Here is a 13,347-nt window from a genome sequence, read left to right on the forward strand (position 1 = left end):
TGTCGTCAACGCTCTGATCAAGCATGCCGGCAAGCTCCCACAGGAACTCTACAAGTCGCTGACTTGGGATCGTGGCACGGAGATGGCCGGCCACCAACGTTTCACCGTGGCCACGGACATCCAGGTCTACTTCTGCGATCCTCAGCATCCGTGGCAACGCGGCTCCAACGAGAACACTAATGGTTTATTGAGACAATACTTCCCGAAAGGCACCGATCTGTCGGTCTATTCGCAAGCTAAGCTCAACGCCATTGCCAGGCGGCTCAACGAACGTCCGCGCAAGACACTAAACTTCGATACACCGGCTGAACGATTCCAACAAGCTGTTGCATCGACCGGTTGAATCTGCAACGCGCTTCGGACCTCGTGGCGCTACCGTTAGTCAAATGGCAGAACATTGGGACCACATGACGAAGACTTCTGTACTAACTTCAGCACTTGCGCTTGCGATCTGCATCTCCCCTCAAGTAGCTCTTGCCCACACGAGCGCCTGGTACTCCGATCATATTGACGAGGCAAGGAAGAGCTACAAGGAATGCCAGGCCAAGGAGAAGGCTGATATCTCGCTTAAGCCCGAAGAGAAGAGTGATTGCGACAACGCGCTGGTCGCTCTGATGCTGCAACGGTCAAAGCAGCCTATTCCGGAGGCGACGTCGGCGCCTGCTCCGAAGTGGAAGAACTTCGGTCACTGATCGAGCCGACGCCAACAACCTGATCGGAAAAGGCAGGAAAGCCAATGAGAAAGGAACTTCGTCTGGCGATGCTGGCATCCATGGTGCTTATGGGCTGCGCCACCGGCACCGATGGGGTCGTGCAAATTGGTCCCGATCTTTACATGATCGGCGGGCTCGGGAAGTTCACCGATTATTCCGCGAGTGCAGTGAAGGCGCGAATGTTTCAGGAAGCGGCCAAGTATTGCGCGGACCAAGGTCGTGTGATGTCGCCGGTGAACAGCACAGGCAAGGATTCCGGAATCGGCACGTATGCGTCGGCCGAAGTGCAGTTCCAATGCTTGGCTCGTGGGGCAGATGCTCGGTAGCGCAGCTGCGAGCAGCCGAACAGAATTTGAGAACGGAAGAACAGAACGCGGAGCGAGAGAGTGATTGTTGATAGCATCATGTCCAAGAAAGTAGTCACCGTGGTTTTTGACGACACGTTGGCAACGGTCAAGAGCATCTTTGATGAGGCGAAGTTCCACCACCTGCTTGTCGTGGAAGACGGGAGGCTACATGGCGTCGTGTCTGACCGCGATTTGCTCCGGGCGATGAGCCCCTTTATCGGAAGCACGGTAGAGTCGGCAAGAGACGTCAACACACTCAACAAACGCGTGCACCAAATTATGTCGCGCAAGCCGGTAACGTTGCGACCGGAGGCCGAGCTTGCAGATGCAGTCGAGCTATTTCTCACCCACCAGATCTCCTGCATCCCCGTCGTGGATGAGCAATTCCAGCCAATTGGCATCCTGAGCTGGCGGGACGTCCTGAGAGCATTGGCACCACAGCATCAGGCGGCGTCTGCGGAATAGGTAAAGGAAATGGACGCAGCGGAACGCGACAAGGCGGTGCACGAGGGCTTCATCCAGGGAGTAGCGTTCGCCGCCGCCGTAGCCGTACAGCTCCACGGCCAGCCGACGATCGCGCGCAGCATCGTGAACGAGACGGGCTTCGACCTCAAAGCATTTTCAGTCGCTGCCGAAGATGACCTCGTGCACCTCAGGGCTGAGGTTGCAGAACTCCCACGTGGACGGCTATAGCATGGGTGTCCCTTCGCTGGGTTTCGAGACGATACGGAAATCGCCAAGATCGAGATCGGGCGAATCCAGCTCGTTGAGGCGGTATCGCTCTTCCTCGACGGGAAATTTCTCTGCTCAATTACCTTGGCAGGAGCCGCTGAAGCCGCCTTTGCCGGCGTCCTGACGGATCTTGGCAAGCGCTCTGTTGTCGAGGAGGCGACAGAAGCCGTTGACTGCAGTCGGGGGCGAACCGAAATCTCGCCCATGGGCGGCTTGGCCAACAAGAAAATCTACAACAAATGGAATTCAGTTCGGAATGACCTGAAGCACCACGACAAGAGGACGGCTTCAACGGTTCGGCTCAACCTGTTCGACGAAGCCTACTGGATGATCCGACGTGCCTCGGCGAACTCCTGCAAGGCGGGAGTCGAGATTCCCAACGCTGCCGACTTTGAGACCTGGCGAAGTCTGTATTGGCACCAAACATGCTGCATTGATGCGCGTGCCGTTTGAACACTACCCGATTGCGCATTGGTGACTCGCCGCGATGGCTGCGCACACTTCCAGTTTTCCAGACTCAGATCGGATGGACCACGGATACAACGTATTGAAGCTTCACAACTACTGCTAAGCGCGCTGTAGTGATTTTGTGCGAGCCGTGGTGATACCGCAGTTCGGTCGATTCGAAGATCGGGCGATGATTTTGCATGACCTGACTCTGGAGTTGCGCGAGTGGAACGCAGGCGTATCTACCACATCTAAGCCCGTATTCTGCTACGACCACGCCGTGGACCTAGAAATGCTGCGATTCCTGCTTGGCCTCCAATTGCCAAGCGGATGGGTCTTCAAGAATATCCGTGGTCTGGTTGACCCTGCACGTCGCGCAGCATATTTTCTGAAGTATGGTGGAGAGCATCATGCGCTGTACGACGCGAGAGCCAATGCGTGCGCTTGCAGCTCTTAGCATCGTGGCTCTGCGCTCGGTCGGACAGCGGAATGCAGACTAGCCAACGCCCGCCGCACTCTTCGGAGTCGGCGGGTTTTTTTCTGCCGCTGGCTGATATTCCAATAGGTTTGCGTCCGTCACCGCATCGCGCGGCCAGTGTGGCTGACGCGAACCGAGTTCGCGGTCGTGGATCGCCGTATGTATGATGCTGAAGCGGGGCACCTTCCGATCGAGACGGATGCCGGCGTACGACACCCGTTTTCACTCACTCCAGATTGGCGGCGGCTGCCTCGGGATACAGGTTCGGGAAGATAGTGCTCAGTGCGTCGAGCGGAAAGCCGATGCGCAGGTCTGCACGATGCGAGTCGCTCACGAGAAGGCCATCCTTCAGCAATTGCGAGATCACGCTCCGGGCGACGCGCTCACCTAGCCCGGTCATCTGTGCGAAGTCGCCCCGGGACACGCTCCCTGCGAGCAGTACATGCAGTAGGGGCAGCACGGCCTCGGAGCGGTAGTGCTGGTAGTCCGACGACTGGCTGCGCACAAGCACCAGGCCTTTCACCCGGTCGCGCAAACCTTGAACGTCGAACATGCGGGTCATGAAGCTGACCTGGTCATCGCAGAGGTCGATGAAATAGCTGCACCATTCCCAGAGCATCTTTTCGCTGAGATTGCCCCGCCCGTCGAGGTCGCCCTGCCGCGGCATGTCGGCGTTCGAGAGCATTGCATAGTAGGTGTCGCGGTTGCGAGCAAGGCCACGGTTCACCGACCAGAGGCCGCCGCTCAGCCGGCAAAGTGCGGTGTGGGTTTGAAGGCGAGCCGCGCGGCCGTTGCCGTCAATGAAGGCGTGGGTCCACGCGGTGCGGTGATGTGCCGCGGCGATGGTATAGAGCAGGGCATCGACGCCTTGCACACGCCCATACACCTGATCCATCCTGGCCAGGAAGCGTGGGAGCGAGGCGAAGGCCGGCGCGTGATGGCGGCCGACCGAAACCTCCGCGTCTCGGATCTGGCCAGGCTGCACAATCCGGTCATCCGTCGTTCGCCGATCGTCCTCCGATAGCCGCCCATACAGGCTCGCGTGCGCCCGCAGCAAAAAGTCACTGCGCAGCGCCTGCGCCTCGGTAAGTTCGGCGTCGGACTCCAGTTCGCGCTCGGCTTCGATATGGGCCAGCGCGATCCGTTGGCGCTGGGCGACCTCGGGATTGTCCGAAAAGTTCTTCTGCAGAGCTTTGCTAACGTTCGCCGGATGGGTGCTTTGACCTTCAATCCGGTTCGAGTAGTAGGAGTTCATCTCGCGCACTAGCTCGCGCACAGCCTCACGCGCCGGCGGGCACAAAGCGCCTCTCATGGCGTGTGACTTTTCGAACACAATCCGGGTTTTCTCCACGAGTTCGTCCAGCCGGTTCTGAGGCAGGAGCGGCTCAAAGTGATGCGGGCTGTCATACACATCGATTGCGGTAGGTGGAACGGATGACATGGGAGTGAATGTGCCGGTTCGCTAGTTGGATCAGAGATAGAGAATTAAGTATTATATACAACAACTTAGCGGCAACAAATGGCACGCTGACGTATAGAGAGATGCCGGTTTGGTTGCCGGTTCATTTGCCGCTTCATTTGCCCATTTCGTCGCCGGCGTTGATGATCAATTCAGCACTCGCATGTTCCACAGGCTCCGGTCACGCGTCGCCCAAGTCGGCAGATGCGAACGTCGGTCGGTCATTTCTCGCCGGCAGCGATAACCGCCGACTGGGCCCAGTGCGTTGGAACCAGACTGCCTGCCTGACGTATTCAGGCCGAAGTTCCCAGAACGTTGCCTGGATAGTGGGCCAGCTCGCTTCGCGCTCCGCCTTCGTGGTCAGGCACTTGCAGCCATCTTTCCCGATGATCTTCTGCCAGCTCGTCTGGATCTCGGCGTGCAATTCACGGTTGGCCAGGGGCTTTGTGTGGTAGTAGGAGAGGCCAGCCGCCTTGCAGCGCCCGTCGAACTCACTCGTCTCCCGCGCCGAACCGAGATACCAATAGTTGATGACGTGGTGCCACGCCTCGTAGTCGGTCAAGACGACATGGTCGTCGGGAACCTCAAGCGTGAGGAGGACCGCGGCGCCGCCGTTCTCGGCGGACTCGCGCGTGGATCGGTAGCGCAAGTCGGGGCAAGGCGCTTCGGGGCCAGCCCATAGGTACCACGCCCAAACCGGATAGGTAGCGTTTGCTGGCGCCGGCCCGATTCGTTTCGACATCTCTCCGACAAGCCAGTCATATGGCGGTTGCCAATGATCATCGTCTTCCTGATCCCGCCCGAAGGGTCGAGAGTGAAAGGGGGTGCCTGCACAAAGCTGGTCGTAGACCGCAACAGGCTGGATCGAATAAAGGCGCAAGTTTGATCGCGAGAGCTGAAAGAATTGCCGATTGTGTCGCGGGCGCCAAGCTAGGGAGTCGCCATTCCGTCGTTATACCGATCAGTCGGGGTGCGACGATCATCCATGCAGATCAATCGCGGCACTTGGCCAGCGAGAAATCGTCCTCCGGCACGCCATTGGCGACTGCCATCGCGCTCACCACTTGGTGGTCAGGCCCCGCCGCGCGGGTACGCGTAGCCTCCGGCTTTGTGCGCTTCATGTCGGCATTACCTTGGGATTTGCACTAGGGGCGAGGCCCTGATAAGCACCAGCAGTCGTGACAGACAGACGTAGGCTCGTTAAAGGAGTTCGTGGTCGTCGTCGGTCGATGTAGATTCATCTTTGCCCGCTGCCGTCGGCGGCTCAGACGAAGGACGGATGGCGACCAGGAGCTCGATCGTGAATCCGTACCGCCAAGGATCGACCTTAGCGCACTGGACGATGCGAAAAATTCGGGGCCCTGGCGGAAGCGGCGGAGACGCTTCTGACTTCCGAATCGGCTCCGCCGGGTGAGGCGCGAACATCATTTGAAACTGCATGGCGAAGTCCCATGTAATGGCTTCATGGTCCGTGCCGGTGCCGCATGCGTAAGAAACTGGCTCGCGCAGGCCTGCCAGATACAGTGTTTCGAGTGCTTGTTGTTGGCCTGGAACAATCCGCGGATCGCTGAAGTCTACTACCGGGTATGGGAATGCGTTGGAAGTCGTCATTCTTGTTGTTTTAAGCTGAACAGATCAGATAGCGTATCACGCGCCCGGAGCGGGCCAAGGCGGCCGAAAGCATCGGCCACCGCAGGGCATCACGCGGCCAATGGGCGGAGGATTTCGATACTGTCCTTGGTCGCGAATCGCTCTGCGGCGCCGTGCACGTAGTCGTAGACCGGCTCGGTCGACGCCCAGCGCCGGCCTTCCTCCTCGGCGGCAAGGCCCGTCGTTAACAGTGAAGCTTCGGAGTGGGAGACGGCCCAGCCGAGCATTGCTGATCTCGCGCTCACCCGGAGCCCCTCTTTTTCAATCATACAGGCGGCCCATGCGTTGGAATTCTGTCACGTTGAGTCGTCGGCTGAATATGTTCGCTCGCGATGGTTTCAGGAAGGGGAGCGTGCAAGCAAAACATACTCATCCTCACATGATGCGGAAAACCTTTGCGCAGCTTGCCGTGCGACGCGACAAGAGCCGGCTGGGGCCGGTTGCCGCGCAGCTTGGACACGCGTATAGCTCTTTTACCGACCAACGATACGTTGGTGCGAGCCATCCGTTGGCAAGCCTCATCGCGGAGGAAGACAGAAAGGAGCTCGCGCGCAGCCTGGAGCATTTGCTTACCTGCGACCGGGTCGGGGGCAAGGCTGCGTCAGCTTTTCAGCGTGTCCGAGAACAGGTCGGCCAATTTCGAGGGCGAAAGAGCATGAGCACCCTGATTGATCAGTTGATTGGTAAGGGGGTTCTGCTTGCTCCTTGTGACTGGGGATTTTGCGTCTACACGCGGTCTACTCGGTGTGTGGGGGAGATGAGGCGGGGCCTAACGAGATCAACAAATCCCCAGATGTTTGCTCGGGCTGCCAGAACTTCATCGTGACCAATGTTCATAGACCATGGTGGGAGGAGCGCGCAGTAAGAGAGGAGGCCTTCCTTAGGCAAAGAAATTTGCCGGCCCAGACTAGGTCTGTAGTAGACGACAGGTTGTCCAAAACACAGATAGTTCTGTCGAAGCTGATCCAAACTCGTCGAGACGGCACCAATGAAGAAAAAAACGTTCATCATCGGGAAAGCGAGCAACTCACGATTCCTGAGCACGTTCGGGCGGCAGCGAGACTGCTAATGTCTACTTTGCGGCCGTTCAGGCTGACGTTGAGCGCCACGGGAAGCCGCAGGCGCTCTGTTCGGACCGGCATCTTCCGGGTCACCCGCCCGCAACAGCGCCGAAGGCTGCGGTTACACGAAGTTCTGGAGGCGCATACCGTACGGCTCGAGCTTTCGGGATTCATGGGACGAACGACTGAAATGGGTCTGAAGCACCACCACCTGGTCCTTCTGGCCAGCGATCCAGTCATTGGCCGTTCCTGTCATCGAGGAGCCGCAAAGCAGCAGCACTGCCTAGTGCGCCGAACTGCCGCTATTACTTCGTCGCCGCCCTGGGAGGCATGATGCCATTGCTGTTGTCGAGGCGGGCGACGTGCCTGAGGCCAGGGAGTTCGTTTGGGCCGTGTGCAGTATGTTGGGTGCGAAACCGGACGCGGAGGTGAGGTTGCTAGGCAGCGGGTTGCCGCCTGACGGTGTCCCCGTGTTCAAGCTGACTTATCTGAAGGCACTGCGGGCACGGGCAGAGGAGGAGGGCCGCCTGCGCGACGTAACACGGCACTGAAAGGGCATAGCAGCGAGGGAAATCGTTGTTTGATTACATGGCGACTTATCCTAAGGGCGGGTCGCCATTTCTCTTGCTGCCCGGTAGGTTTCCGCGAAACAGCCACATTGGAGCGGGACAGCCAGGCTTTCAGTTTCTCCGGGAAACTGATTGCGGTTTTCGGGAGTCAGGCATACAGGTCTGCGGCATACGAGGACAAACCTTGGAGCGACGAGCTACTCCGTCCACACCTCATCCACGTCCCGCAGCAGGTGCCCCGCGAGAATGTAGTCCCCAAGACTGCTTGCCTTCGCTTCCAATGCCGCTAGGTCATTTTCTGCTAGCCTGTCCAAATTGAACCGGCAGTACAGGTTTCGCTGGCGGAACGTTACCTTCGTGCGCTTGAGGCCGGCAATTAGCGCTGCCCGCGAATTGACCGCTATGCTTTCGTGCCCGCGATATTCTACGCGTATCCCAACTTTGTCGCCAAGGCGGGCCAGTTCGATGGCGTCCCGCCAGCCCGACTCGTAGTCCAATTCGATCACCGTTACGCCCTCTGTTGCCAGGAGCTTCAGTGCCTCCTCTTTGGTGCCTGCACGAGTCGTCGCCATACTCTCCTCCGTCAAAGGCGGAGTGTGTGGCGATTCGTGCGCTTCTCCATCCCATGGTTCATGTTGCATGGCCGCATTGTAAGCGGGGAGCCCCTCTCTTTGCTTACATGCACCCTGCGGACCGAGGGGAACTGTGCATAATCCTGTGGAGGGCCCTAGTTTTCGACGGCGGTGCCTGCCGCACAGGAACATGCACTCTAAGCAATCCCTTTCGCAGAACGATTTCCTGAATACTGCGCGCAAAGAACAGAGGCGGGTCGAGGTGTACCTGGTCAACGGTGTCAGGCTCATCGGTTCAATCGCCTCGTTCGACCAGTTTGTGGTGATGCTGAGTTCGCCCGGCGGCGGCATGCAGACAATTTACAAGAGCGCGATATCGACCATTCAAGTGCAAACGGGCGTACGCCAATCTGGCTCCCCCACGGCCAATAGCAGTGAGTCCACAACGCCTTATCTGGTCGAGCGAAAACGTCGGCCGGTGACTGGCGGTGACGGAAAATAGGGCATCCCTGCACCTCGCGACTCACGATATTGAGGCTCAACACATCATGCGCGGTCAGAGTCCGTTGCTGCTTGCGATGGCGCTAAGGCAAATGGCGGCGGCCGCGGCCAGCCGTGAAACAAGCGGCGTCGGTGAGTGGGTTCAAGGCGGCGTCTTACTGTAGCCTTGGATGACAGGCACGAACTAGAACTAGGCTTTCCCCGATTTTCCACCAAGTCGCAGAGGTGATAGGCTGGAACCGCATTGCTCAGTAATCCGGATTCTGAACCTCGATTTGTGCGTAATACACGGAGGCGCGAAGACGATGAGTGGTCTGCTGATTCGGGAGGCAGGAGCGAGTGAGTGGCGGGCGATTGCTGACGTGCTCGATAGTTGCGGACTGCCGAGCGACATCAGTGGGGAACCATCAAGGTTCTTTCATATTGCGCTGCTGAATGAACAGGTCGTCGGTTGCGCCTGCGCTGAGCAATATGGAGAGACAGTTGTCGTGCGGTCCGTCGGGGTACTGGAGCCGTTTCGCGGTCGCTATATTGCGACCAACGTGGTTGGCACTGTTCTGGCGCGTGCACGCGCGCAATGTTGTACCAAGGCAGTGCTCATCACTGCGGGATGGTTCGGTATGTCGGTGCACTGCGACGTTCCGCTGGTAGAGCTTGAATCCATGCCGGAAGCGCTATTGCTGTCAGATGCGCTGCTGCGCAAATTTCGGCGTCGGATAAACCTCGATGCTTGACGTACTCGATTGCGAGTGACTCCAGTTCGCAGAGACAGTCCTCGCTCAGTGCCGCCATATCGAATCTGCAGTAGAGGTACCGCTGCCTGAACGTGGTCTTTTCCCTCCGCAAACCTCGGGTCAGCGCCTCAGCGGATTCGACGGCGATGTGTTCGGCGATTCTGTACTGCACCATGACACCGCATTGTTGCCCAAGACCCCCAACTCGGCCGCATCTTCCCAGTCATTCCACGCGCAGTAGCTTCCCGGCCTCAGCTAGTCGCAAAAACGCCTGGTCCACCGCAGCCCGGCTCCCCAAGTGCAGAATTTCCTCACGCAGGGAGGTTTGCCGAGAAATGGCTTGTCGACTGGAAGCAAGATAGGAGCGCACATTTTACTTATGTGCGACGGGTTTCCTACGGGTTTGAACGAGGGATTTGGGGGCTGAGCCTTTCACCCCCGCCGCAGGCGCGCAGAGTCTCCATACACAGGCAATTCTAAAAATGCCATTAACCGCCACCAGCGGCGCCCAACAACCTGCGCGGCCCTCGTGGTCGCGCATTTTCGACGTCCGCTGTCGCCGCGCAATAGTCGCACACAACAAGTCTCACCTTCGTTCCTGGGTGCCCGTCACAAGTGCCGAGCGGCAGCAGCTAGCGCTTTCCGGCGAAGCAACGACGCGCCCAAGCAAACATTCGTAAGCGCGAAATTGACCCCACCTAGCGTGTGCGGCTGAGAGTGGGCAGGCTTGCGTCCGCAACCACTCTTTGCGGACGCAATCATGATGGAAGCCGAGTTTGACGTTCTGCCGCTGAGGGTGATCCGTGTTCGCTCCAACGGGAAGCGGGACTTTGACCGGGCGGACAAGCGCCGAATAGTCGAGGCATGCCTGCGGCCTGGGGTATCGGTCTCCAGGATGGCGCTCAAGCTTGGTATCAATACGAACCAGTTGCGCAATTGGATTCGGCTGCACCAGGTGGCAAAGGAAGCAGCCGCGGCCGCCGGGTCTTCTATGCCGGCGTTCGTGCCGGTCGTCGAAGTGAGCAACGTGATGCAGGTCACGGGATCGCTGGTGGTGCGGGGACGTCCGCCGGCCGAGGCGCCAGTTCGCACGCAGCCACCTCAGCGCCCATGTCTTACGCCAGCGTTACTGAAGGCGCGCCTGCCCAATGGCGTGACGGTGGAACTTGAATGCGGCGGGCAGGACGTTGCGTTGATGAAGGCGATGATCGAAGCGTTGGGAGCGCGTTGATGTTCCGATTCGGCTCCGACGTACAGGTCTACCTTCACCGCGACGCCGTAGACTTCCGCCTCGGGATCAACGGGCTGGTTACCCTGGTCGAGCAGTCGATGCAGCTTGATCCCTTTGCCCGGGCCGTCTATGCCTCCATAACCGCCGGCGCAACCGCGTCAAGCTGTTGCTGTGGGACCGCAATGGGTTCTGGTTGCTGCTCAAGCGCCTTGAGGAAGACCGCTTCGCATGGCCACGGCGTCAGCAGGCGGTGGTCGAACTGACAACCGAACAGTTGCACTGGTTGCTGGACGGTATCGACGTGGACGCCGTGCAGCGCCATCCCTCGCGCCAATATCAGCACACGGCTTGATGGCCGTGTGTGGGGGGGTGACGTATATCCGTGGCACGCGGGCCGGATGTTGTAAGTCTTAAGCAACCGCGCGAAGCGCGCTGGCACTTTGGCATTGTCATGGTCCCAATACGGTCAATACGTAAAGAGATCTCCAACTACGGAGCCCAAACGGGCAAAGCCTTGACCGCCTAGGAGGGCGGGTCGAATCCTCAACCCTTCGCGGCCGTTTGAAAAAGCGAGGCCGAGCGGTTCAAAGGGCCGAAATGCTGCTTCCCGCCAGTCGGGACCCACGCTCGCTTCCGGTCTGAATAGCTCAGCGGAGGGCCCGAGGTGAAAAAGGCACCTCTTTTCGTCATCGCTCGGCGACGCTGATTATGCGGCTTGGCCGGCGGCTTCCCCAGTTGCCAGAGCATTGGCAAAGCTGTGGTTTACGTCGCGGTGGCCGACTTCATCCGCGCGCACCACCACCACCACATCACGCAGGCGGGCATCTGCCGGCAGGTTCCAGTATTCAATTGCGAGGGCCGGGGCGGCCACGTTCTCAACGCGGCCGGCATCAATTTCGGCCAGGTAGAGGGAGTAGCTGATCACGGCTTGTTCTTCGAAATATCCAACCAACCGGTGCGCAGTGCGGGCGGATACCAGATACAGAAGGAAGTAGGCCGCGAAGAAGATGGCTTGCACTAGAAGGATCACGACCCGCTCAAACCGACTCGGTCGGGCGATCTGGATGAAAGTCATCAGGTGCATCCGTTCATTTTCGGCTTCGTCAAGCAGCGTCCGAATCCAGCCTTCATCGGCCACCATCCAACGCAGACAGCGAAGGTGGACCAGCATGCCGCCAACCATTCCAGGCACAGCCGCCACGGTTTCGAGCACGATGGCGCGGTTACCATAGCGCTTGGCAAAGAACGTATCGGCAAAAAGGCGCAGCGTCATCGTGATTGCCAGGGCGATGCGATCTGAAAAGCCGGCGACATTGTGATGAGCATTGAGGTCTACCGACGTATGGGCGGGGGTTTGCATGATGGGCTCCAAAAGTTTGCGAGTTGCGGGCGCAGTCGTTCGGGAGAGCCGGTTGGCCGGTCCGGCGCTCTTAAATATGCATTTAAGATACATTTTTAATCCAGCGGCGCCAAGAAGATTTACTGCTTTGCAGTAGTGGTTTGTGCGGTTATCGGATGCTGCTCATATTTGCAAGCCTGTCGGCCCGAATCGGCTTCTTGGCGAAGCGGTGCACGCTAGGTTGTCGCAACAGACGGAATCTCGGGTGAGTAGGCTCGCTCACAGGACCATACGGTCCGCATCAGGGAGCTGCCGAAAGCCGTATGCACGAACCAATAGTCCGGAATTCACAAGTCGCGGATTCGATCAGTGGGTTTTCCCGCCGAAATAGGTTGCCTCTGTGTCGCGACGAAGTCGCATTCGGATGATCCGGGCCGGAAGCTGCTTCCGTGTAAGGAGCTATATGCACCTTTGCGGGTAATTCCTATAGCTTGTAAGCCGGCACACAACGTCTACTCGCGCCTCGATAGGCGTCGAGAATTGGACGGATAGCGCGAGGTTTCTGACGTTTAGTATGCAGGCAGTTTTATAACATCGCATAGCCTTGCCTTGTCGACAAATTTAGCTTCTGAGCTATGGGGCAATCGAGTTGTACTGGCAACATGCCATTCGATGCCCCATACGCTAGTCTTCAGGTGATGTCGCCCTCTGTACAAGCCATACGTCCACATACTGACTTACCGACATTACTCCTGCTTTTGGGTTTATAAGACTTCTATTTTGCGGCGGCCTTCACTACTACAAGTGCGGTCTGGTTGAGGATGCGACGCACCGTCGCCGAGGGCGTCAGGATGTGCACCGGTGCCTTGGCGCCCAGCAGGATCGGGCCGATGGCCACGTTGTTGCCGGCCGCCGCCTTCAGCAGGTTGTACGAAATGTTGGCCGAGTCGATGTTCGGGCAGACCAGCAGGTTGGCTTCGCCCTTGAGCGTGCCATCCGGCACCAGCGCGTCGCGCACGTTCTGGTCGAGCGCGCTGTCGCCGTGCATTTCGCCATCGACCTCGAGATCCGGCGCACGGTCGCGCAGGATGGCCAGCGTCTTGCGCATCTTGATCGACGACGGCGAGTCGGACGAACCGAAGTTCGAGTGCGACAGCAGCGCCACCTTCGGTTCGATGCCGAAGCGCTTGAGTTCCTCGGCGGCCATGATCGTGATTTCGGCCAGTTCTTCCGCGGTCGGATCGATGTTGACGTGCGTATCCACCAGGAAAATCTGGCGACCCGGCAATACCAGGCCGTTCATCGCGGCGTAGACGTCATTGGTGCCGCCCAGCACCTGGTCGATGTAGCGCAGGTGCGCGGTCGTGGTGCTGACCGTGCCGCAAATCATGCCATCGGCTTCGCCCTTCTTGAGCAGCATGGCGCCGATCAGCGTGGTGCGCCGACGCATTTCCAGCTTGGCGTACTGCGGCGTGATGCCTTCGCGCGCCATCAGGCGGTAATACGATTCCGAA

Annotated in this window: 17 protein-coding genes and 2 pseudogenes; 11 read left to right on the forward strand and 8 right to left on the reverse strand. The window is 58.8% G+C overall.

All coding sequences use genetic code 11. The features are described 5' to 3' along the window. From BLR29_RS31320 to BLR29_RS31345, 6 genes are all read left to right on the forward strand, one after another. A partial coding sequence (locus BLR29_RS31320; protein WP_143018578.1) for an IS30 family transposase occupies positions 1-343 on the forward strand: 343 nt, incomplete at its 5' end. Between the two features lie 64 nt (positions 344-407). After that, the gene (locus BLR29_RS31325) at positions 408-692 is read left to right on the forward strand and encodes an EexN family lipoprotein (protein WP_143018579.1); all 285 of its coding nucleotides are present in this window, start codon (positions 408-410) and stop codon (positions 690-692) included. Positions 693-736: 44 nt separating this feature from the next. After that, a complete protein-coding gene (locus BLR29_RS31330; protein ID WP_092143884.1) occupies positions 737-1,039 on the forward strand; it encodes a hypothetical protein in 303 nt (100 codons plus the stop codon). 78 nt (positions 1,040-1,117) lie between these two features. Then, a complete protein-coding gene (locus tag BLR29_RS31335) occupies positions 1,118-1,525 on the forward strand; it encodes a CBS domain-containing protein (RefSeq protein WP_369804745.1) in 408 nt (135 codons plus the stop codon). Positions 1,526-1,534: 9 nt separating this feature from the next. Then, on the forward strand, positions 1,535-1,753 hold the full coding sequence (locus BLR29_RS31340; protein WP_092143890.1) for a hypothetical protein: 219 nt from the start codon (positions 1,535-1,537) through the stop codon (positions 1,751-1,753). A gap of 123 nt (positions 1,754-1,876) precedes the next feature. Beyond that, the gene (locus BLR29_RS31345; RefSeq protein WP_143018580.1) at positions 1,877-2,245 is read left to right on the forward strand and encodes a hypothetical protein; all 369 of its coding nucleotides are present in this window, start codon (positions 1,877-1,879) and stop codon (positions 2,243-2,245) included. A gap of 698 nt (positions 2,246-2,943) precedes the next feature. On the opposite strand, the gene BLR29_RS31350 is transcribed toward BLR29_RS31345, so the two are convergent. The 6 genes from BLR29_RS31350 to BLR29_RS31365 all read right to left on the reverse strand — a co-directional run bounded on the left by BLR29_RS31350 (position 2,944) and on the right by BLR29_RS31365 (position 8,028). Then, positions 2,944-4,158, reverse strand: a complete 1,215-nt coding sequence (locus BLR29_RS31350) for a Fic family protein (protein WP_092143895.1) — start codon at positions 4,156-4,158, stop codon at positions 2,944-2,946. 199 nt (positions 4,159-4,357) lie between these two features. Further along, positions 4,358-5,056 carry a DUF3841 domain-containing protein gene (locus BLR29_RS31355; protein ID WP_092143898.1) on the reverse strand — a complete coding sequence of 233 codons (699 nt, stop codon included), beginning with the start codon at positions 5,054-5,056 and terminating at the stop codon, positions 4,358-4,360. Positions 5,057-5,168: 112 nt separating this feature from the next. After that, positions 5,169-5,297 (reverse strand): hypothetical protein, encoded by a 129-nt coding sequence (locus tag BLR29_RS33140; RefSeq protein WP_255371545.1) that lies wholly within the window; start codon positions 5,295-5,297, stop codon positions 5,169-5,171. Positions 5,298-5,376: 79 nt separating this feature from the next. Beyond that, positions 5,377-5,787 (reverse strand): hypothetical protein, encoded by a 411-nt coding sequence (locus BLR29_RS32285; protein ID WP_143018581.1) that lies wholly within the window; start codon positions 5,785-5,787, stop codon positions 5,377-5,379. Positions 5,788-5,876: 89 nt separating this feature from the next. Then, positions 5,877-6,095, reverse strand: coding sequence for a hypothetical protein (locus BLR29_RS32290; protein WP_143018582.1), 219 nt, complete (start codon positions 6,093-6,095; stop codon positions 5,877-5,879). A gap of 1,558 nt (positions 6,096-7,653) precedes the next feature. Continuing rightward, complete coding sequence (locus BLR29_RS31365; RefSeq protein WP_092143904.1) at positions 7,654-8,028, reverse strand: PHA-granule associated protein 4; 375 nt, start codon at positions 8,026-8,028, stop codon at positions 7,654-7,656. Positions 8,029-8,218: 190 nt separating this feature from the next. Here BLR29_RS31365 and hfq point away from each other — a divergent pair, with 190 nt between their 5' ends. The 5 genes and pseudogenes from hfq to tnpB (BLR29_RS31395) all read left to right on the forward strand — a co-directional run. After that, positions 8,219-8,530 (forward strand): RNA chaperone Hfq, encoded by a 312-nt coding sequence (gene hfq, locus BLR29_RS31370; protein WP_092143907.1) that lies wholly within the window; start codon positions 8,219-8,221, stop codon positions 8,528-8,530. Between the two features lie 304 nt (positions 8,531-8,834). Continuing rightward, a complete protein-coding gene (locus BLR29_RS31375; RefSeq protein ID WP_092143910.1) occupies positions 8,835-9,263 on the forward strand; it encodes a GNAT family N-acetyltransferase in 429 nt (142 codons plus the stop codon). 760 nt (positions 9,264-10,023) lie between these two features. Next, complete coding sequence (locus BLR29_RS31385; RefSeq protein WP_092143922.1) at positions 10,024-10,494, forward strand: IS66-like element accessory protein TnpA; 471 nt, start codon at positions 10,024-10,026, stop codon at positions 10,492-10,494. Next, a pseudogene (gene tnpB / locus BLR29_RS33280) lies at positions 10,494-10,616 on the forward strand (IS66 family insertion sequence element accessory protein TnpB); the annotation flags it as partial. The gene BLR29_RS31385 and the pseudogene tnpB (BLR29_RS33280), both read left to right, overlap by 1 nt. Before the next feature lie 26 nt (positions 10,617-10,642). Next, positions 10,643-10,846 (forward strand): annotated as a pseudogene (gene tnpB / locus BLR29_RS31395) (IS66 family insertion sequence element accessory protein TnpB); the annotation flags it as partial. Positions 10,847-11,200: 354 nt separating this feature from the next. Here tnpB (BLR29_RS31395) and BLR29_RS31400 read toward each other — a convergent pair. Continuing rightward, the gene (locus BLR29_RS31400) at positions 11,201-11,854 is read right to left on the reverse strand and encodes an alternative oxidase (protein ID WP_092143919.1); all 654 of its coding nucleotides are present in this window, start codon (positions 11,852-11,854) and stop codon (positions 11,201-11,203) included. Positions 11,855-12,608: 754 nt separating this feature from the next. Next, a partial coding sequence (locus BLR29_RS31405) for a phosphate acyltransferase (RefSeq protein WP_255371546.1) occupies positions 12,609-13,347 on the reverse strand: 739 nt, incomplete at its 5' end.

The sequence above is a fragment of the Cupriavidus sp. YR651 genome (assembly GCF_900101625.1).
Taxonomy (GTDB): domain Bacteria; phylum Pseudomonadota; class Gammaproteobacteria; order Burkholderiales; family Burkholderiaceae; genus Cupriavidus.

What these genes read in the sequence shown, in the direction of transcription:
- BLR29_RS31350 (WP_092143895.1), bottom strand. Translation starts at nt 4,158, where the DNA reads ATGTCATCCGTTCCACCTACCGCAATCGATGTGTATGACAGCCCGCAT.
- BLR29_RS31335 (WP_369804745.1), top strand. Translation starts at nt 1,118, where the DNA reads ATGTCCAAGAAAGTAGTCACCGTGGTTTTTGACGACACGTTGGCAACG.
- BLR29_RS31385 (WP_092143922.1), top strand. Translation starts at nt 10,024, where the DNA reads ATGATGGAAGCCGAGTTTGACGTTCTGCCGCTGAGGGTGATCCGTGTT.
- BLR29_RS32290 (WP_143018582.1), bottom strand. Translation starts at nt 6,095, where the DNA reads ATGATTGAAAAAGAGGGGCTCCGGGTGAGCGCGAGATCAGCAATGCTC.
- hfq (WP_092143907.1), top strand. Translation starts at nt 8,219, where the DNA reads ATGCACTCTAAGCAATCCCTTTCGCAGAACGATTTCCTGAATACTGCG.
- BLR29_RS32285 (WP_143018581.1), bottom strand. Translation starts at nt 5,787, where the DNA reads ATGACGACTTCCAACGCATTCCCATACCCGGTAGTAGACTTCAGCGAT.
- BLR29_RS31400 (WP_092143919.1), bottom strand. Translation starts at nt 11,854, where the DNA reads ATGCAAACCCCCGCCCATACGTCGGTAGACCTCAATGCTCATCACAAT.
- BLR29_RS31375 (WP_092143910.1), top strand. Translation starts at nt 8,835, where the DNA reads ATGAGTGGTCTGCTGATTCGGGAGGCAGGAGCGAGTGAGTGGCGGGCG.
- BLR29_RS31330 (WP_092143884.1), top strand. Translation starts at nt 737, where the DNA reads ATGAGAAAGGAACTTCGTCTGGCGATGCTGGCATCCATGGTGCTTATG.
- BLR29_RS31365 (WP_092143904.1), bottom strand. Translation starts at nt 8,028, where the DNA reads ATGGCGACGACTCGTGCAGGCACCAAAGAGGAGGCACTGAAGCTCCTG.
- BLR29_RS31325 (WP_143018579.1), top strand. Translation starts at nt 408, where the DNA reads ATGACGAAGACTTCTGTACTAACTTCAGCACTTGCGCTTGCGATCTGC.
- BLR29_RS33140 (WP_255371545.1), bottom strand. Translation starts at nt 5,297, where the DNA reads ATGAAGCGCACAAAGCCGGAGGCTACGCGTACCCGCGCGGCGGGGCCT.
- BLR29_RS31340 (WP_092143890.1), top strand. Translation starts at nt 1,535, where the DNA reads ATGGACGCAGCGGAACGCGACAAGGCGGTGCACGAGGGCTTCATCCAG.